At 47.7% G+C, this 18740-nt stretch carries 14 protein-coding genes; 4 read left to right on the top strand and 10 right to left on the bottom strand.

From position 1 onward, the window contains the following. Positions 1 to 78: 78 nt before the first annotated feature. Complete coding sequence (locus GK108_RS03845) at positions 79 to 3156, bottom strand: putative LPS assembly protein LptD (protein WP_449618952.1); 3078 nt, start codon at positions 3154 to 3156, stop codon at positions 79 to 81. A gap of 148 nt (positions 3157 to 3304) precedes the next feature. Between GK108_RS03845 and GK108_RS03840 the strand changes: the two genes are divergently transcribed. Both GK108_RS03840 and GK108_RS03835 read left to right on the top strand, forming a co-directional pair. Beyond that, complete coding sequence (locus tag GK108_RS03840) at positions 3305 to 4195, top strand: N-acetylmuramoyl-L-alanine amidase family protein (protein ID WP_317166484.1); 891 nt, start codon at positions 3305 to 3307, stop codon at positions 4193 to 4195. 163 nt (positions 4196 to 4358) lie between these two features. Beyond that, complete coding sequence (locus GK108_RS03835; protein ID WP_163943001.1) at positions 4359 to 5354, top strand: MlaD family protein; 996 nt, start codon at positions 4359 to 4361, stop codon at positions 5352 to 5354. Positions 5355 to 5423: 69 nt separating this feature from the next. Here GK108_RS03835 and GK108_RS03830 read toward each other — a convergent pair whose 3' ends face one another. Beyond that, positions 5424 to 5828 (bottom strand): ribosomal maturation YjgA family protein, encoded by a 405-nt coding sequence (locus tag GK108_RS03830; RefSeq protein WP_163942998.1) that lies wholly within the window; start codon positions 5826 to 5828, stop codon positions 5424 to 5426. Between the two features lie 150 nt (positions 5829 to 5978). Between GK108_RS03830 and GK108_RS03825 the strand changes: the two genes are divergently transcribed. Further along, positions 5979 to 7589, top strand: a complete 1611-nt coding sequence (locus GK108_RS03825) for an acyl-CoA carboxylase subunit beta (RefSeq protein ID WP_163942996.1) — start codon at positions 5979 to 5981, stop codon at positions 7587 to 7589. A 96-nt stretch (positions 7590 to 7685) separates the two neighbouring features. Here the strand turns inward: GK108_RS03825 and GK108_RS03820 are convergent, their stop codons facing one another. The 5 genes from GK108_RS03820 to GK108_RS03800 all read right to left on the bottom strand — a co-directional run bounded on the left by GK108_RS03820 (position 7686) and on the right by GK108_RS03800 (position 12483). After that, entirely contained in the window at positions 7686 to 8204 is a 519-nt protein-coding gene (locus GK108_RS03820; protein WP_163942993.1) for a hypothetical protein, read from the bottom strand. Between the two features lie 9 nt (positions 8205 to 8213). Continuing rightward, on the bottom strand, positions 8214 to 9281 hold the full coding sequence (locus GK108_RS03815) for a hypothetical protein (RefSeq protein WP_163942990.1): 1068 nt from the start codon (positions 9279 to 9281) through the stop codon (positions 8214 to 8216). A 202-nt stretch (positions 9282 to 9483) separates the two neighbouring features. After that, the gene (locus GK108_RS03810; protein WP_163942987.1) at positions 9484 to 10278 is read right to left on the bottom strand and encodes a hypothetical protein; all 795 of its coding nucleotides are present in this window, start codon (positions 10276 to 10278) and stop codon (positions 9484 to 9486) included. A 401-nt stretch (positions 10279 to 10679) separates the two neighbouring features. Then, positions 10680 to 12110: a right-handed parallel beta-helix repeat-containing protein gene (locus tag GK108_RS03805; protein ID WP_163942984.1), complete on the bottom strand. Its 1431-nt coding sequence runs from the start codon at positions 12108 to 12110 to the stop codon at positions 10680 to 10682. A 178-nt stretch (positions 12111 to 12288) separates the two neighbouring features. After that, on the bottom strand, positions 12289 to 12483 hold the full coding sequence (locus GK108_RS03800; protein WP_163942981.1) for a response regulator transcription factor: 195 nt from the start codon (positions 12481 to 12483) through the stop codon (positions 12289 to 12291). A 210-nt stretch (positions 12484 to 12693) separates the two neighbouring features. Here GK108_RS03800 and GK108_RS03795 point away from each other — a divergent pair, with 210 nt between their 5' ends. After that, positions 12694 to 14511, top strand: a complete 1818-nt coding sequence (locus GK108_RS03795) for a tetratricopeptide repeat-containing sensor histidine kinase (RefSeq protein WP_163942978.1) — start codon at positions 12694 to 12696, stop codon at positions 14509 to 14511. On the opposite strand, the gene GK108_RS03790 is transcribed toward GK108_RS03795, so the two are convergent. The 3 genes from GK108_RS03790 to gldD all read right to left on the bottom strand — a co-directional run bounded on the left by GK108_RS03790 (position 14477) and on the right by gldD (position 18633). After that, complete coding sequence (locus GK108_RS03790; RefSeq protein ID WP_163942976.1) at positions 14477 to 15118, bottom strand: response regulator; 642 nt, start codon at positions 15116 to 15118, stop codon at positions 14477 to 14479. The two genes, GK108_RS03795 and GK108_RS03790, sit on opposite strands and share 35 nt — an antisense overlap. A 607-nt stretch (positions 15119 to 15725) precedes the next feature. Beyond that, positions 15726 to 17621, bottom strand: coding sequence for a S9 family peptidase (locus GK108_RS03785; protein WP_212592704.1), 1896 nt, complete (start codon positions 17619 to 17621; stop codon positions 15726 to 15728). Positions 17622 to 18045: 424 nt separating this feature from the next. Further along, the gene (gldD, locus tag GK108_RS03780) at positions 18046 to 18633 is read right to left on the bottom strand and encodes a gliding motility lipoprotein GldD (protein WP_163942973.1); all 588 of its coding nucleotides are present in this window, start codon (positions 18631 to 18633) and stop codon (positions 18046 to 18048) included. Positions 18634 to 18740 lie beyond the last annotated feature (107 nt).

Genomic DNA, 18740 nt, shown 5'->3' with positions numbered 1-18740 from the left:
TGATGCGTCAGCAAGTATCTGGCGTCAGCCACTATAAACCGAAAACCATAAACCATAAACTACAAACTATAAACTTTTCTACTGATAAAACCCGCCATTGTCGTAGAAGCTACGGCGACGGCTGAGTTTAAGCTCCTGAAGAATAGACGACCGTACGCGTAAATCGAAGGAGTAGTTCCCCGAACGAATATTGCTTCCCGAATAGGGCGTCCAGTTGAAGGCCATTTCCCAGCAGTGAAGATCGCGGTTAATGCCGATTGTGGTCAGTGTTGGGCTCTTGAACTGGAAGTCGTAGCCCGTGTTGAACGTAATTTTCCACTTGGGCGTCAGGCTCAAATCACCCGTCAGGGTCAATGCCTGGATAACCTGCGAAATCTCCGGCGTCAGCTTGGTCAATCCGAATGTATAGCTCACATTGATCGACCAGGGAATATTGAAATCAACGTATAACTCAGGATTGTTGTTGATGGCCTTCATGGTCGCATCCGACGCATTAGGGCTGGTTTTCTTTTTATCGGCCTGCTTGGGCGCAAATCGCGTACTTACGTAAGCCTGCAAATTCGTTAACCGCGCCAGTCCCTGCCCAGCCTGAATGGCATAGACCTGTGGCACCCGTGCATACTGCTGATCAGAATAGCCGAGCACCTGAAGCAGATATTGCGAATACGTATTACCCGGAATAGCCGCAGCCCCCGATGTAGCAGCCATAAGCGCGTAGTACGCTGTGCCACCATAAGGCCGTGTGGCGTACGGATCAAACGTAGACGACAGGTTAAAGCTGACGTTCTTGAATATCTGCGTATTGGCGCTGATCGAAATCGGCGAGAGCTTATACTCTTCAGCCAGCATATTGTAGCTTCCGGTAATACTGATATTGTCGAAAATAGGAATCTTCTTAAAATCCTGCCCCGTTGAATCACCACGGGAGCGCACCTTCATCTCGAGCTGGTTTACGATCCCGAATGAAATAAACGCCGATTCCGTACTGGCCGTACTACCTCCCAACCCCCTGAACACCGACAGAGTCCGTCGATATTCGCTGAGGTTTGCCAGACTGCCCACACCCGGTAAAACCTGAAACTGCCCGAACGATGGATTTGTAAAATTAGGAATATAGCTGAACGAGATAGTTGGCGCAACCGTGTGCCGAATAGCCTCGATCCGTTTCCCCCGAATAAAATACGTACCGTAGAAACGTGTATTCATACTCAGGTTAGCCGAGAAATTATAGGAAGGAAAGAAACCTCGCGCCGTATCGATTCGGACCGCATCCCGATAGTAATTCCCCGTAACAGGGTCAACACCAACCCCATTGGTATAGCCCTCATAATTATACGTAAGCTTCTTCGTGTAAATGTTTCCCTGGAGCGAGAAGCCCGGTGTTAAGTTGATATAACGTAGCAGCTTAAAGTTAGGCAGCGAAATAGGGATACTGTATTGCGCCTGGATAGTTCGGTTTGCCCAAATCCGGTCTAAATTGTCCATATCGAACGGAATCAGGTTCGGGTCTCGAACTACCTCGCCCCGTGCAATAGCGGCTGCTCGTGCCGCACTGTCAATAGCGCGCTGAACGGCATTGATCACCGCCAAATTGGTAATAACCGGAAATCCTAAGCCGCTCGTATCAACCTGAGTACGAATGGTATTGCTGACACCGATTGACCCGCTGACATCCAAACCAACCCGGAAACTCTCATACCAGCGCCCCGTACCACCTTTCAAGGCAAACGGCGCGATCTGGTTGATACCAAAGTTAAAATCGGACGATACGTCTGTTTTACCGTTTTCGCGAACGCCCGTAACTCGGTTAATCTGTCCAAACTGCTGATTCACCCGAACATTGGCTCCGGCGCGGGCATACTGCCCAAACTGACGGCTATACTGTACCGAAGATCCCGCTACGTTCGAGATGTAAGCATTGGTGCCAGTATTGGAATTGAACTGGTTATAACTATTACTACTGACGTTCACGTTGGCCGAAAAACTCCCTCGACCACGCGGTACGGGTGTATGAGCCCAGGTAAACGAAAAATCGTTACGTGGTGTCTGCGTTGTATCTACCCGGTCGCCGGAGCGGTTGCGGTTGAATTGCAGATTTACCCCACCGCTATAGCGATATCGTTTATTGTACGCCGACGACACGCCAAGTCCCCAGCTCCCCCGCGAATAAATTTGACCTTTGAACTGCAGCCCCAGATTTTCGTTAACAGCCCAATAGTAGCCCCCATCGCGCAGATAATAGCCTCGGCCGTTCGGCTCCTCGCCATAGGTCGGCACAATGATTCCCGATACACCAATATCTTTCTTTTTCGGGAACGGGAAAAAACCAAACGGCAACCCAATGGGCAATGGCACCTGATTGATAACCAGATTGAATGGGCCAGCTACCACTTGTTTGTTATGAATGACCTTCAGTTTGCTGGCGTTGATATGAAAGTGAGGAGTAGCCAGATTACAGGTTGTATAGATTGCCTTCCCAATATATAAATTGTCTTCAGCGTCTTTCTTTACGTTCTGACCACGAATATTTCCTTCTCCCTGCTGCGTGATAACCCCCTGAATCTTGCCTTTTTTCGATTTGAAATTATACCGAATTTCTTTGGTATCATATTTGCCCTCTCCATCCTGAAAAATAGGTCGGCCGATCCATTTGCTCGTTGTTGAATCATAACGACCTTTGGCGTAAACCTCGTTGGTCAGGTAGTTCAGGCGGATGTAGTCGGCCTTAAGCGATATATCGCCATAGGTAACGCTAGCATCGCCAAACAACTCAACTGTCTGGCCGTCAGCCGCGTAAATCGTCGAGTCTTTAGCCTGATACTTAACCGTTGTGGCAAAGGAGTCAGCGCTTTTCAGCGAATCAGCTTTCGACGTATCGCCGGCAGCCACCCGGAGCGAATCGTTGCCAATAGTGGTTAAGCTTTCCGGTCTAACTATATTTGGCGACACAATTCCGGACCGTAGCGTAGTTTTTGCCTTAAGCGCAGTCTGTGAAGCCGGTTTTGTCGTTATTGTTGTACCTGACGTAGCCGTTGTTTTGCTAGACGTTGTTTTTTGGGGTACGGTCGTTTGAGTCGACGGCTTTGATGTCGGCTGATTCTGTCCTAACGCCGATAGCGCCCAAAACGACCAAAGGAGACAGATGATAACTCGTATAAACGGGGACCGTAAAATAAAGTGTCCTATTTTGAGTTTTATCAAAAAAATTATATTTGCCAAAGCGGTATTAAACCTATGGCTTACAAAGGTATTCACGAACAGTTATCCCGCTATTGCCTTGAAACGTTTTCAGCTGTTAAAAATTATTAAATCAACGAGTGTTCAATTTTCGGTTCCTTCTCCCGGAATAGTAACAACACTCGTTCTGGTTTCTTTGCCTCTTCTGGCACTGACCGTGCTACCTGCTCAGCAATCGCTTTTGCAGGATGTAAACCAGGATACTGTACGCCGGGCCGAGCAACAGGAAAGTGAAACTGCGGCTGCACCGAATCAACTCCGAACAGTTATTCTCGATGCTGGTCATGGCGGTAAAGATCCCGGCACACACGGGCGTTACGTCAAAGAGAAAACCGTCAATCTGGCGCTCGTTTTGCAATTGGGACGGAAAATTAAGAAGAACCATCCAAATATTCGGGTTATTTATACTCGTTCGTCGGACCACTTCGTCGATTTATATGAACGAGGGGCTATTGCGAACCGGAATCGAGCCGATCTTTTTATTTCCATTCACTGCAATGCTAGTCCATCGAGCAGTCAGGTATACGGCACTGAAACCTACACCCTGGGTTTACACAAGACCCAGCAAAACCTCGACGTAGCACGCCGGGAGAACGCAGTTATTTTGCAGGAAAAAAACTATCAGCAAACCTATAAGGGCTTCAACCCGAACTCGCCATTGGCTACAATCATGCTGGCAAACTACCAACACGCCTTTATTGGAAGCAGCATCAACTTTGCCGAAAAAATTGAGCGTAGTTTTCGCCGAAATGCCGACCGGAAAAGCAACGGTGTCAAGCAGGCGGGTTTTATTGTCTTGTGGAAAGCGACGATGCCGAGCGTGCTGATCGAATCGGGTTATCTAACCAATCCAACCGAAGAAAATTATTTACGGTCAGAGGAAGGTCAGGACGAAATTTCGTCGGCTATTTATAAAGCATTCGCTCAATACAAAGAGGAAATTGAGACCTCCGATTAACCCTAAAGTAAGGCAAACGGCACTTATACGTACCGCTGATCACTTTGCGTACTTACTAATGGTCGAAAATCCCATCTTTGCGGGACAAACGCAGGCTAAAGTTGGTTATACCCTTAATCAAATGGCTTGCGCGGCCTGATAGGCTGTTCACCTTCACATACGCATGAAAATTTCGCAGGAAGCAAAAGTTGGCTTGTTCGCTGTCATCGTCTTGACGATGTTTTACTTTGGATTTGAATTTCTGAAAGGTTCTGATTTTTTTTCCTCTACCCGCAAGTACCAGGTCACTTACGATAATATTGACGGACTAACTCCATCTAATCCCGTACGCATCAATGGTTTATCGGTCGGGCAGGTAAAAAGCATTGAAATTCTACAGGATCAGGCTAATAAGCTACTCGTTACGTTGGAGCTTCGAAAAGATATTCGGGTTACCCAGGGTACCAAAGCCATTCTGGGCGACGATGGTCTTCTGGGCGGAAAAGTGATTCAGCTTACCATCAACCCTGGCGCTCCTGTCCTGGAAGATGGTGGTACGTTGGTAGCCACTAAAGAATCTGGCTTATCGGCCCTCATCCGCGAAAAAACCCTGCCGGTTCTTAACAATGTGGATTCACTAACCTTTCAGTTGAATCGAGTGGTTGCTCAGTTCGATCAGACGGGCGTTATGCTGAACCAAACGCTTAAAAGCGCTAATGCTACCGTTGGTACCCTGGGTCTAACGGTTTCTGAAAACCGGGCCGCGCTCCAGGCAACGCTGGCTAACGTAAACCACCTGGCATCGTCATTGGTCGAAACCGAAAAACAGCTAAAGCCGATCTTAGCTAAAGCCGATACGTTCGCCGATTCCTTACAGGGCCTTCAGCTTAAACAAACGCTGGCTACCGTTAACAAAACCGTCGGTAATCTTCAGCAAATTCTGGGCGACATCAGTAAAGGGCGTGGTAGTATTGGTAAGCTGGCTTCCGACGAAGCATTCTATAGCAACGTGAATAAAACGACGGTAAGCCTCGAAAAACTTCTGACTGATTTCCGCGAGCACCCCAAACGCTACGTTCATTTCTCTCTTTTTGGCCGCAAGGACAAATCAGCTACTACGCCCGCAGCCAGCACAACAATCACGACGGTTGTTCCGGCAGATTCCACCAACCAGGAGTAAGGTTTGTCCTATACGCCATGTCTTTGAGACATGGCGTATAGGACAAACCTTACGGAAACAAATACATATTCAGTACGTACTGATATCTCTTTTTTTATTTTTAACCAGTCGCCCTTCAACGAAGAGCACCAGCCCAATACCGGCAGTATAAGCAACCAGATCAAGCCATTCAAACGAAGTTCCGACAACGATTCGAGCCAGTCGAAACTTACCTAGCCCAATTCTATCAACGAATTGAAAATGCTGCAAAATCTCAAGCGTATACGCAAACAGGAGCGTAAATAGCGCCGTTTTTTCCACTGATACGTTCAATAATGCTTTTATGAAGCAATAGATAAGTATAACAACCAGAAAGTCCCCAACGTAAGGACGGACAATTTGATCATGTACGAATCTGGCAATCAGAATCTCAACAACAAATAGAAAAACTGCCAGAAAGAAATACCGTTTATTGAATTGTAGCCAATTACCCATTTATCCGCACGATTCGTTCGTACCAGCGTAGACAATAAAGATAAAGTCATTTCTGACTTATCTGAAAATGTAGCCATAACCAACAGTTAGGGTAGTTGCTACGTTTCCCTTAACATACAGCAAAATCTACAGTATCCAAACCCTACATTCATGCAACCCTTCATCGACGAACTAACCCAACGGACTATTCAAACCCAACTCGGTGGTGGCACCAAGAAAATTGACGATCAGCACCGGAAAGGGAAACTGACCGCTCGCGAACGTATCGCTTATCTGACCGATACAGATCGGCCATTTATTGAAATTGGGTTATTTGCCGGCGAAGGCATGTATGCCGAGCATGGCGGCTGTCCGTCGGGCGGGGTTGTGGTCGGTATTGGTTACGTATCAGGTCGTCAGTGCGTGATTGTGGCGAATGATGCGACGGTCAAGGCCGGTGCCTGGTTTCCCATTACAGCGAAGAAAAACCTCCGGGCGCAGGAAATCGCGATGGAGAATCATCTGCCGATTATTTATCTGGTCGATAGTGCTGGCGTGTATTTGCCCCTGCAGGATGAAGTCTTTGCGGATAAAGAGCATTTTGGCCGAACCTTTCGTAACAACGCTCAGCTCTCAGCAATGGGCATTTTGCAGGTAGCGGCCATCATGGGTAGCTGCGTAGCCGGTGGAGCCTATCTGCCCATTATGTCCGACGAAGCTTTGATTGTGGAAGGCACGGGCTCCATTTTTCTGGCGGGCCCGTACTTGGTAAAAGCATCCATCGGCGAGGACGTTGATGCTGAAACCCTCGGCGGAGCGGCAACCCACACCGAAATATCAGGCGTTGTCGATAATAAATATCCTGACGACAAAAGCTGCCTGGATGCTATTAAACGAATCTTTGACAAAACCGGCCATCAGGCAACCGCTGGCTTCGACCGTATTGCTCCTACCCTGCCCGCTAAAAACCCCGACGATATTTACCAGCTTCTACCAACTGATCGGGTAAAACCCTACGATATGCAGGAGATTGTGGATAGACTGGTGGATAACTCTGCTTTTGACACCTACAAACCCGATTATGGACAGTCGTTGCTTTGTGGTTACGGACGTATCGACGGTTGGGCGGTGGGCATTGTTGCCAACCAACGTAAAGTTGTGAAAGCGAAAGGACGTACTGGCCAACCCGCCGAAATGCAGATGGGCGGTGTCATATACGGTGATGCCGCCGACAAAGCCGCCCGATTTATCATGAACTGCAATCAGAAACGGATTCCGCTGGTGTTTTTACAGGACGTATCAGGTTTTATGGTTGGTAGCCGGGCCGAACAGGGGGGCATTATTAAAGATGGTGCCAAAATGGTTAGCGCTATGGCTAACTCAGTAGTACCGAAATTTACCGTTGTACTAGGCAATTCGTACGGAGCGGGCAACTACGCTATGTGTGGCAAAGCCTACGATCCTCGTCTGATGCTGGCGTGGCCAACGGCCCAAATGGCGGTTATGAGTGGCGCTTCGGCCGCGAAAACGCTGCTACAGATTCAGGTAGCCGCCCAGAAAGCCAAAGGCCAGCCCATGACGCCCGACGAAGAGCAAACTCAGCTGAAAAAAATCACCGATCAGTATAACGCCCAATTGTCGCCTTACTATGCAGCCGCCCGGCTCTGGGTCGATGCAGTTATCGACCCGTTACAAACCCGGCAGATCCTGTCAGAAGGTATTGCAGCCGCTAATCATGCGCCCATCACCAAATCATTTTCTGTGGGCGTAATTCAGACCTAGTAGTCGTGCCGCGCTACCGTTCGCCCGAAATGGTCAGATTAAGTTGTTACTATTCGTGGGTACGGCTCAGAAAGCGCTACCCAATTCGCTCAGGGCTTATTTTTTGGGTGGCTTCGTCGCACGGGGAAGCGATAGCGTAACGATCCGCTTTTTATTATCGAAAAGTGCTAGTTGCTCAATCGCTGGGTCATTAGGGATCAACAATTCAAACGTGAATTTCCCCACCGGGCTACGCGCCCCAACGCGCTGACTTTCGCAACTACGTACACTGGCTGGGGTAGCAATAGAATAGCCCCCCAATTGTTTGCCATCTTTGGAAAGGTAGCTAATAACAAATGGTGCATCCTGCTCTTGTAAAAAAGGTAGTTTACCAGGCCGCTCAACACGCTTAACCGGCGTATAAACACCATTGTCGACCTGAACAATGACGGCTTGATGGCTATTTTTTGTATCGTTAAAAAATGCCGGATTAAACTGACCAGCCGACCGGTCTAATTTGGGGAGTTCATTCGACAGTTGATTTCGTTCCTCTTTCGAGAGTTTCTCCGTGCTGGTTTGGGCATAACAATAGCCAGTCAACATCGTCAGCAACAAGAATAGATATGTCGTTTTCATAGCTAGCGTTTATTGAGATGATCGTTTGAGCAATGCATACAGAATCCGATCGCGGCAGGGCTTTTCGTAAGGATGCATGGCTGCTCCCGACGACTCCATAACGCAACTAGCGGGGCATAACTTATACCAACCGCTAGTACCCATCTGATGCGCATCGGCAGTGGTCATACCACGGCCAGCCGCATCATTCCGACAGGCAATCAATGTCGACCAGTTATTGGGCAGTTCAGCTTCCTGCCAATGGACTCCTCCTCCATATTCGTCGGCCAACCGATAAAAACAATGGCCACTCTCGTGTAATAACGTGCCTTTTACGTAGTGTTCGGCCGAGAATAGATTTTTATCCGGCTCATTAAAATCACGGATAGAACGGCTGTGCAGAATAACTTTCCCCTGAGCAAAACTCAAATTATCCCAGTTAGAAGGCAGTTCGTGGTCGCGCGTTTCGGTATCGTAATCGTGCGCATGACCAGTGGCGGGGTTAATGAAAAAATTATATGAACTTCTAAACCGACGAATCCAGTCCTCTTCGTGAAATACTTCATCAATATCCGTCTTGACTGCATTTCTGAAGGTGGTCAGGTCCGAAGCCATATCTGTATCCGGAATAAAAACCAGATTCATGATTTTATTGACATCCCCTACGACATAGACTGGAGCCGCCTGATTGGGTACTGGATAAGGGCGGGTAGCAAACGTAATTCGATGCTGGTAGTTGTTTTTTGATCCAACCACTTCAAAACGATACGTTACGAGCCGGTTTGATCCGTAACCCGTTGAACGAGTAAAGGTGAGCGGAAAAGAAGAGGCTGACGGGCTGTTCCAGGTTTTGAGCAGCACTTCCGCAGACGGGGCCGACGTAGTACCCGCGCTATTGATCGTTTGTACCGATTCGAATAAACGAACCACCTCTACATCACCCTCAATACGACGAAGCGTATAGGTCACTCTTTCGGTATTTGAGGGGAAAATAGGCGCATGTACGGCAAAGGTTTGCGGCTGTTCTTTACAGGCAATAAACAAACTTGCTAGTGCCAGTAACCATCCGTACTGGATAAACTGTTGGCATCGTTTCATGGTTGGATAGTAATTGGTTTGACGAATAATTGATTTAGTCGGATTTACGTCTGTTAGGGTTAACAAAACGAAGTTCTCAGAGAGTATAAATCCTCTACTAGCGTGCAAATCAACGAGTACTTGTAGATGAACAGGCGTACTTTTTTTGCGCACAACAATGTCTTTCCGGTGAGACTTGCTCATCTATACCCGACCAGGAATACTATTGCACCCGCTGATAGAGTTGCTTACCTCCATTTCGGTATAAGAGAATTTTTTGCGCATCGGACGATATACCATACTCGGCAAAAAGCTTGTCTGCCCCTGCGCCACGCCCGGTATACCGTAACCAGATTTGTTCAGCGCCTTTTGAGTACCAGCGAACGCCCTCCATACTCTGAATACCATCGGACGTACTGCTGACGGAGCTTCCTCCCAAACTGGCATTGCCCGACGATGATCCTGTCGCCATACGACCGTCGGGATAAAAAATCAGCGTAGTACGTACTGACCCATAAAACTCCCCACTACCGTAGTATCGGGTATGAGCCCACGCACCAACCAGCCGATTATTTCGGAATAATCCGTCTGAACTGGCAACCGCCGACGGTTCGTTTTTCTTCATCTGAGGAACCTTTACCGATTGTTGCCCCTTCGTAAATACACCACCCATTACTGGAACAGTCAATAGCCCAACAGCAACAACCAACTTGTCGCCCTGGAATACACACTCGATCTGATATGACGTGTTATCGGAAGGAAATGTGGCCGTTCCTGCCAGTATGTTGTTCACCAAAACAGCCTTAATGCCATAGCTTTCTTCCGTGCCATTCGGAAGCCGCATCACTAAATTACCCAGGTAGTTATTGCCTTCCTGACGTAGCGTGAGCGTCGAGGCAACCTGTACCGATTGATCTTGCGAGCCAAGTAATGTTCCCTGCCAGATTCCAACGAAGGACTGGGCCTGAAGCAGGCTGCCACTTAACACAAGAGAAAAAACGATTGCCAATGTTTTCATAGTGTTGGATGGATAGTGTCTGGAAACGACGTTCAAAATCTTCTATGGCTGAATAATCCTACCTTAATTCAACCATAGGCTAATCTTGTAGGGGTTTTGATTTCACCACCCCCTGGAGTGGTCTAAAAAAAGCTGTGGAGTCTGGAGTCCCCTCCTGTTTTAGGAGGGGGTTGGGGGTGGTAAATAGCCTATTTACTGTCCACATGCCCTCCTATCACGTGCAGTATCCGGCCCAAAATGGCATTTACCGCTTCGCAAGCACCGTTACGTTCATGAATTTCTATTCCCCATTGATCCGTTCCAGATATCGTTTTTCTGCACTGGATCAGTTGTGCGGGTAGCATCAGGCTGCCGCGCATGACAGTAATGACAGGTAGAACTCAAAGTAGGGCAAGTCAGGCTTAATTGCGTTGACGAATCAGTTGCTTTTCTAGTTGGTCGATCCGCTGCTCCTGCTTGATAGCATGTAGGGTCAATTCCTCAATTTTTTCCAGCAGTTTGGCATTCAATTCGGCTAAGTCAACACCTTGATTCGCTACGTCCTCTGCCGATGGCATACCCGGCAAGTGGCCTTTCGTCTGAACGTAGCGTTCCACATCGGCAAGCGGTTTGAGCAAATAGTCAGAAGAAAACACCCGGTCAGCCCATTCGTTCGTATGCGTTATCGTCAACCGATAACGAGCCAGCACCACATCCCCCCGCTCGTTCACGCTCAGAAACCGGTCACTAGCCGTCAGCACAGGACTAGTACTGGTGAGCGCTTCCAGACGAATGCCCGACTCGTTAGCCTGCGCACTTCGGATGTGTAACCGGGCCGTTGGCGCACTCGTGCCGATGCCTACATTGGCATCCCTGCCTAACACCACCGCATTGCTCACGCTGACCTGAGCACCCGCACCGATGGCCGTGGCATGATGAAGGGCCAGCGATTCGGCGCCGGTCTGGTGGCCAATCAACGTATTGCTCACCCCCGCCCAGATTCCGCCACCAGCTTCGCCACCGATAATCACATGGTGCCCCCCCGAGCCATCACCTGCCTGTACGTTGTAGCCCATCAGTACATTGTCGTCGCTGGTGGTGATGGTCGTACCTGAATTAGGACCAATGATAATGTTGTTGCTGCCAGTAGTGTTGTTAGAACCCGCCTGATAGCCCATAAAGGTATTTTGGGAGCCCGTGGTATTTCTCCAGCCAGCTTCATTACCCGTAAAGACATTATTATTACCCGTGGTACTAAAAAAGCCAGCTTCAGTTCCTGTAAATACATTAGCCCGCCCTGTTATATTAAAATAGCCAGCTTCAGTTCCTGTAAAGACATTCCCGAACCCTGTTTTATTTGAATAGCCAGCTTCAGTTCCTGTAAAGACATTATCATTACCTGTTGTATTACTATATCCCGTCCTGCCGCCCGTAAAGATATTATTCTGACCTATTGTGTTTGAATAACCAGCGTGATTACCCGTGAAGACATTGGCGATTCCGGTTGTATTGAAGTAACCGGCCCGGTTACCTGTGAAGATATTGGATCCTCCGCTTGTATTGGAGTAACCGGCCTCATTACCCGTGAAGATATTGGCTCCTCCTGTTTTATTTGAATAGCCCGCCTGGTAGCCCATAAAGGTATTTTGGGAGCCTGTGGTATTCGAAAACCCCGATGAAAAGCCTATAAATACACTTCTCTCACCACTCATACTCAGATTACCTGCCGATGGACCAACCAACGTGTTAAAGCTAGCTGGCGTGGCTGAATTGGCGGTTCGTTGTACGTAATTGGTCTGAGCAAACAAAGTGCTACCGAATAAAATGAGTACCAGGAAGAAATAGATTTTCATAGAAAAAAGAGAGTTGTGTTGAGTGATCAGGCGATCCCGAACAGTGACTATACGCATGCTACTCTACCCTAAACAAGGCGCTGGTCAGTAACGGAATAGGAAGCAAAGGTCTGGCTTTCATAAAAATTGGTATGGATAGCGATGATGTCTGAAAACGGATGTATGTCAATCCTGAAAATCAATAAATTATTCCCTGCCGCATGGCTTCTTTTATCAAACCAGCTGCCGATTTTACGCCCGCTTTGCGAAAGAGGTTGCGCCGATGTGTTTCAACAGTTGGAACACTGATACCCAGCTGGCGGGCAATTTCACTCGTTGTCAACTCAGTGGCGATTAGGTTCAGGATCTGTTGCTGGCGAAGAGTGAGGTTCATGACTAAAGCATTGGCGTTATTTGCAGAACAAAATTGGGGTAACGGCTTCGCTTCATCCGTCATGGTTTCCCATGCTTTTCACTCATGGTTTTCCATGATTTTGTGGCTCATGGAAAACCATGAATTTTCAGAACAATTGCTGGGAATTCAGAAACAAACCGCCACTTTTAAGTTGTATTGACTCGTTTCGGAATACGCTACTAATCAGCCATGAAACCCACTCATCTGCTATACGTATTGCTTGTGCTGACCATTCGATACGTATCAGCCCAAAATCAAACCGTTATTGGGGCAAAATGGAAGGCTATTCAACAACTCGAAGCGCAGCCCACCACGTACACGCGCGATACGTTGCTGGCACGTGCTTACGCCGACTTTGTGCTTGAACTAGTCAAGAAAGAACCGGTTGATAGCAGCCGGGTTTATCTCGAAAAAGCGTATCAACTTGCCGAACAGCGGGAGTGGAAAGCGGGCGTTTTATTGGCGCTGATTCGAAAAGCAAGCTGCCTCAACATCGGCAATCGTCACTACGAAGCCATACGGGTCGGCCTGAAAGGGCTGAAACTGGCGGAGAAACAGAATGATGTTTACTATAAGGGCGTATTCCATCGGTCGCTGGGCAACAACTACGATATGCTCGATAATTACGACCGTGCCATTCCGCATTACGAAACCTGCCTGCGTCTGTCGGACCACGTTCCAGCTCTACAATTGACCCGTGCTCATGTGCTCGTTGAACTGGGCGATGCCTATCGATTAACCAGAAAACGTCCCGACCGGGCCAAAGCAATGATTGAGCAGGCTATCGCTATTTATCAACAAAAAGATACCGCTGCTCTTGGTTATGCGTATGATTATTATGGTCAGGCGCTTACCGACTTAAAGCTGTTTCGGGAGGCCGAACAATCGTTTACCCGGTCGGCCGGATATTATCATAAAACGGGCAAAGAGTACTTGATGCCTGAATTGTTGCTACACGAGGCCGAACTGTTTGTAGCCGCAAAACAGTATGACCGGGCTATGGCGAAAGCAAAGGAATGTTTGGCCTATAGTCAGCAAAAAGAGTCGCTTTATGGCCAGCGGGGAGCCTATTGGGTGTTGTATGAAGCGCAGAAAGCGACGGGGCACATGGCTCAGGCGTTAGCGAATCACGAATGGTTTGTGAAGCTAAACGATGCCATTAATGAAGATAATAACAACCATCGTTTTCAGTCGGTTCGGGCTGAGTATGAACTTCAGACACAGGCCGATCAAATAGCACAGCTCACGATTGAGAAACAGCGGCAGATTCAGCGGTTTCTGCTGATCGGCCTCGTTATTCTGGTTATTTTATCCAGCTATATTTTCTACAACAACCGCCAGCTACGGCAAAAAAACCGAGCGATCACTGCCGCTTTAGTACGTGGACAAACGATTGAACGCCAGCGCGTAGCGGCTGATCTGCACGATAATCTGGGAGCTACACTCTCGGCGCTACGCTGGAACCTGGAAGCGATGGACAAATCGAAGCTTTCGCCCGTTGAACAGAGTGTATATACCACTATTAGTCAGCAGATTAACCAAGCCTACACCGATGTTCGACTGCTTTCGCATAACCTGCTTCCCGACGAACTGGCTAAGGAAGGGCTACGGGTAGCCCTGCAAAAATTGATTGGTAAACTGAACCGTAATACGTCGGTACGTTTTCTGCTGGAAGGAACCAATACATTGCCTCGGATGAATATGCAGACCGAATTTGAAGTTTATAGTATCTGTCTGGAATTGCTCACGAATGTGTGTAAACATGCCCAGGCAACCGAAGCTTACGTTACGTTCAGCCACACAAAAGAGCGGTTAAGTCTGACCGTTGGCGATAACGGAACGGGGTTTAACGAGCAACGTACTGAAGGGCGTGGGCTCCAGAATGTAGCAGCACGAGTCGATACATTGGGCGGCACTTGGACAGTAGAGTCAAACAGAACTGGCGGTATGCAAAACGAGATTATTATACCCCTTACGACACCAGTCCATACCGCATGGCAAACTTAACCATGCCAACTACGCTTTTAACGCCGAGTTTCTGCATTAGATGGCGACGGTGCGTTTCAACCGTTGGTACGCTGATGAAGAGTTTCTGAGCGATCTGCTGTGTCTGATTTTCGTCGGCAATTAAACGTAGTACGTCCATTTCACGGTCGGTTAACGTAGCAAGTGGCGTATGATCAGGTACCAGAGCGTCATCTTCGTCGGCTAACAGCTCCAGAATGTCGCTGCTGAAATAGCGTTTCCCCTGCGTTAGAGCAACTATTGCTTTTTCGAGCTCATCCCGTCCCGACCGTTTTAGCATATAACCAGCGGCTCCAATACGGATTGCTTCCCGTATCGTTCTGGTATCTTCGGCCATGGTTAGCAACAATACTTTTATATGCGGATGGCTTTGGCGCAACTGCATGGCGAGTTCAATACCCGACACATAGGGCATGTGTAAATCGCAGACGATAATGTCGGCCGGTGTAAGAGTGAGCCGATCCAATACCTGGCGACTATCGTTGACCTTACCAACAATCTCTACGTTCGGTATCGATCCCAACAGCGACTGTAAACTATCCAGAATCAGTTGGTGGTCGTCGACGAGCAGCAAGCGAGTAGCGTTCATAATCACTATAACCAGACTAATAAGTGGGAAGTACTCAAGTGTAAATAGCTTAGGTTATTTTGAAAAGATGTTTTTGTCCTGCGTTAGCAGGACAAAAACATCTTTTCGGCTTTTAGCAAACGAGCGTCGATTATGACCGAAGTAATTTTGCCATCAACACAAGTCTATGTAAACTGTTTTTCACGCTTCCTCCTACCATCCTGGTAATCAGAAGCGCTATTAGCTATTTTAAAACTAGTGATTATTTGACATTACCCATACATCAACGTTCACCAACGGTCGTATTATTAGCAAATGAGGGCAACGTAACAACCGAAATTGCTCTATAAAAGTCTGAGCCTTCTGCTGTCGTTGTTGTTTATCGAAGGCAACCAGTTGGCTTTACTAACAAAAAATGTGCGGTCGAGATTGTGTTGGGCTTTTTGTAGGCGGACCAGCAACGTAGTGAATCTAAAGAAGTAGCACTAACTTATTGATAGACAATAAATAGCGAAGAAAAGTCAGTTTTTACTACGTTTGCATGGAAGAGATGAGTCTATACAGTCTGCTCGTCTGCAATTACATTACGGACGAGCAGACAACTATTGTTACAAAAGTTTAGTCATGGTCACTGCCCCGGCCCTTTGAGATATTTATCGAGAAACTCCTTGACGGCTTTGTAGGCGGTGATTTCGTTTTCTTTTTTCACAAAACCGTGCCCTTCATTCGGAAACGTAACGTACTCAACCGGAACGCCATTTTGCTTCACATTAGCCACAATTTCATCGGATTCGATTTTTAAGACGCGCGGGTCATTCGCGCCCTGAATAACCAGAAGCGGCTTCCTGATCCGTTTCGTATGAAACAACGGTGACTTGTTGTAAAGCGCAACGGAATCTGTTTTTGGGTGTCCGATTTCCTTAAACATGGCTTCTCGCTGTGGTCCCCACCATTCGGGCATACTATTCAGCGTACGAAGCCAGTTGGCAACGCCAAAAATATCGACCCCCACGGCAAACTCGTCGGGAGTGAAGGTCAGGCCGGCCAATGTCATATAACCGCCGTATGAACCACCCATGATCCCGATTTTAGCGGGATCAACGTAGCCCGTACCAGCGAGAAACGTTTTCGATGCCACACAATCTTTTAAATCCGCATCGCCATGTTTCCGATCATCGGCCGCATAGAACGTTTTACCGTAACCCGAACTGCCCCGGTTGTTGACGGCCAGTACTACGTAACCGCTGTTGACCAGATACTGTACCAATGGCGAATACGTTAGCCGCGTTTGACCACCCGGCCCACCATGAATAGACAGGATCGCGGGTAGTTTATCGCCTGCTTTCGCGTCTTTGGGCTTGTAAAGCAGCGCCGGAATCGTCATACCATCGAACGATTTATACCGAATCACTTCGCCCGCTACCAGATCATCAGGATTAATTTCAGGATTTAAACCACGTACCAATGGAGTTACTTTCCCTGATTTAAAATCGTAAGAGTAAAGGGTAGCGGGCGAATTAGAACTGTTGACGTAGAACGTCATGCGATTTTCGCTGTCCGTAATGTTCACGCCCGTAATGTCGCCACCGGGGAGGGCTGGCAATTTTATTGGCTGATTAGTACGTGTATCAATGATTTTTAAGGTTGTACGGGCATCGTCATTAACCGACAAAACCCGATAGCGGCCATGGTAAGACGGATAATCTGCTATAATATCCCAGTTGGCTTTGTCAAGTACGGCGCTTTGACCAGTAGCCAGATCATAGGCTTTCACATACGCAAACTCAGCCCCTTCGTCGGTAGAAAAAAGCAGCTTTTTACCATCGGGCGTAAATCCCTCCGGGCCGTTATTGACATCGCCCGTATGTTTGGTCAGCAGTTTATTCTCTTTCGTTTTCGTATCGTACAGATAGACATCGGCGTTGGTAGTAGTTATCGTTTTCGCAAGGGCAACGTAGCGTTTATCGGGCGATATATCGCCGGGTAAGAAACCGCCCGGATTCTTGAAAATCAGTTTGGGCGTCAATGTTGTCAAATCTATTTCGTATACATCAAAAGCCGATTTGTCTCGCTGGTTCGACTGGTAGAAGAAGCTTTTGCGGTCGTGGCTGAGGCCAGCAAACTGAAATTTAGCTTTTTCGGCGGTCGTCAGGTCTTTCACCGCACCATTTGTCTCGCGCAAATAAATGTGGCTCAGTTCGTTACCACCCTCATCGCTGCTATAGAGGATGCGCCCATCAGGCAGGTATCCGATTGAAAAGATGGCGTTGGTTTTGGAAACAGTTAGCTGCTTTGGCTGCCCATTGCCATTGAACGGAATTTCGTAGAGATTGAACACCCCGTCCTGATTGCTGCTAAATAATACCGTTTGTTCATCAGGTGAAATATCCGAACCACCAAATCGGATTGTCTTCATGAACTGTTCGATGGTGTATTTCGGAACTGCCTTGTGTTTCGGAACCGGATTTGCCAGAATTCCGTAGGAAAAGGCGGAGAAGCCTATTGCCAAAAAGATTGTCTTCATTGCCAGAATGATTAGTTTGGATCAGGTAACCCAATAGTCCCCTTTTCAGCAAAAGTGCAAATTAAATGCACGCCTAAAGAATTGAGCAAGAAGTTTTTATGAACCAATTTAGCGACAGGCTCCTTGGGTGTACGATCGTATGCTGTAAGCTTCCGCTTCACAGGCATTACCGTATGTTTTGCCATTACAACCACAAATAGGGTCGTAACTCAAATAACATGTAATGTATCTGACGGGAACCTCAACGCAGTCAGGATTAACTTCTTTGTGGCACCCAGCCCCAACGATAGTCCAAAATAGTAGAACGATCAACCTACGCATAGCTCTTTTATTTCTGCTATGATTCCATAAGAGGTTGATACGTTGGAACTTCCTTGTTGATTTTATAGGAATTCGGCTAGCAAATTACTGATCGATTTTTTACTTATTTCCGCCATTTCAGCGTATTCAGCAAATGAATAATGTCTTTGCGGATGTATTGGATAACGGGCTGAAGCGAATCGTTCTGCGTAGCGGTATTGAAGTACAGTGCACCCCGCAGAAAATGAGTTGTCGAATCGGTAGTGATAAACTGAACCTGACTCGGCACCTCGCCAGCCAGATCGATAACGCTGGCCTCCAGGCCCGATTTTAGGCGAATTTTCTTTTCTTCTATAGCGTATGCCTTGATGTTATGACGGGTTGCGAGTTTGTACGAATCTTCCAGCATAGCCTTCAATCGATTTATATTATCCCCAACTGGCTTATAAGTCAATTGAACACTGGCGTGGTATTGGGGGTAGTTAATAAAAATCCAGTGTGGCTCCGAGCGGGCAAACGTATCGGGCAGAATGCGCGCTATTGAATTATACTCGAACTGATACGGGTGCGTAGGCTCCAGCAGCTTGTAGGTTGCCGTTGGCAGATCAATACGTGGGTACCCTTTTGGTTTAGGCGTGTAATTCTCCGACGAGTCGTTACCACAGGCCATGAGCCAGAGGCCACTAAGCAGAATGAGCGAGTATTTTATCACGGACAACGTAGTCAGGACGGCCACATCCGGGTGTAATCGGTTGAATGATCATACCCGGACGTGGCCGTCCAGGCTACAGATAAACGAAAAAGCCCGGCAATTTGGTG

It is taken from the genome of Spirosoma terrae (assembly GCF_010435915.1).
GTDB classification, from domain to species: domain Bacteria; phylum Bacteroidota; class Bacteroidia; order Cytophagales; family Spirosomataceae; genus Spirosoma; species Spirosoma terrae.
The sequence above is the reverse complement of the archived record's forward strand: the minus strand, read 5'-3'. Positions and strand labels throughout refer to the sequence as shown.

Bases quoted from the DNA above. Each gene is read 5' to 3' on its own strand.
- GK108_RS03835 (WP_163943001.1), top strand. From the start codon at position 4,359: ATGAAAATTTCGCAGGAAGCAAAAGTTGGCTTGTTCGCTGTCATCGTC.
- GK108_RS03830 (WP_163942998.1), bottom strand. From the start codon at position 5,828: ATGGGTAATTGGCTACAATTCAATAAACGGTATTTCTTTCTGGCAGTT.
- GK108_RS03825 (WP_163942996.1), top strand. From the start codon at position 5,979: ATGCAACCCTTCATCGACGAACTAACCCAACGGACTATTCAAACCCAA.
- GK108_RS03820 (WP_163942993.1), bottom strand. From the start codon at position 8,204: ATGAAAACGACATATCTATTCTTGTTGCTGACGATGTTGACTGGCTAT.
- GK108_RS03815 (WP_163942990.1), bottom strand. From the start codon at position 9,281: ATGAAACGATGCCAACAGTTTATCCAGTACGGATGGTTACTGGCACTA.
- GK108_RS03810 (WP_163942987.1), bottom strand. From the start codon at position 10,278: ATGAAAACATTGGCAATCGTTTTTTCTCTTGTGTTAAGTGGCAGCCTG.
- GK108_RS03805 (WP_163942984.1), bottom strand. From the start codon at position 12,110: ATGAAAATCTATTTCTTCCTGGTACTCATTTTATTCGGTAGCACTTTG.
- GK108_RS03800 (WP_163942981.1), bottom strand. From the start codon at position 12,483: ATGAACCTCACTCTTCGCCAGCAACAGATCCTGAACCTAATCGCCACT.
- GK108_RS03795 (WP_163942978.1), top strand. From the start codon at position 12,694: ATGAAACCCACTCATCTGCTATACGTATTGCTTGTGCTGACCATTCGA.
- GK108_RS03790 (WP_163942976.1), bottom strand. From the start codon at position 15,118: ATGAACGCTACTCGCTTGCTGCTCGTCGACGACCACCAACTGATTCTG.
- GK108_RS03785 (WP_212592704.1), bottom strand. From the start codon at position 17,621: ATGAAGACAATCTTTTTGGCAATAGGCTTCTCCGCCTTTTCCTACGGA.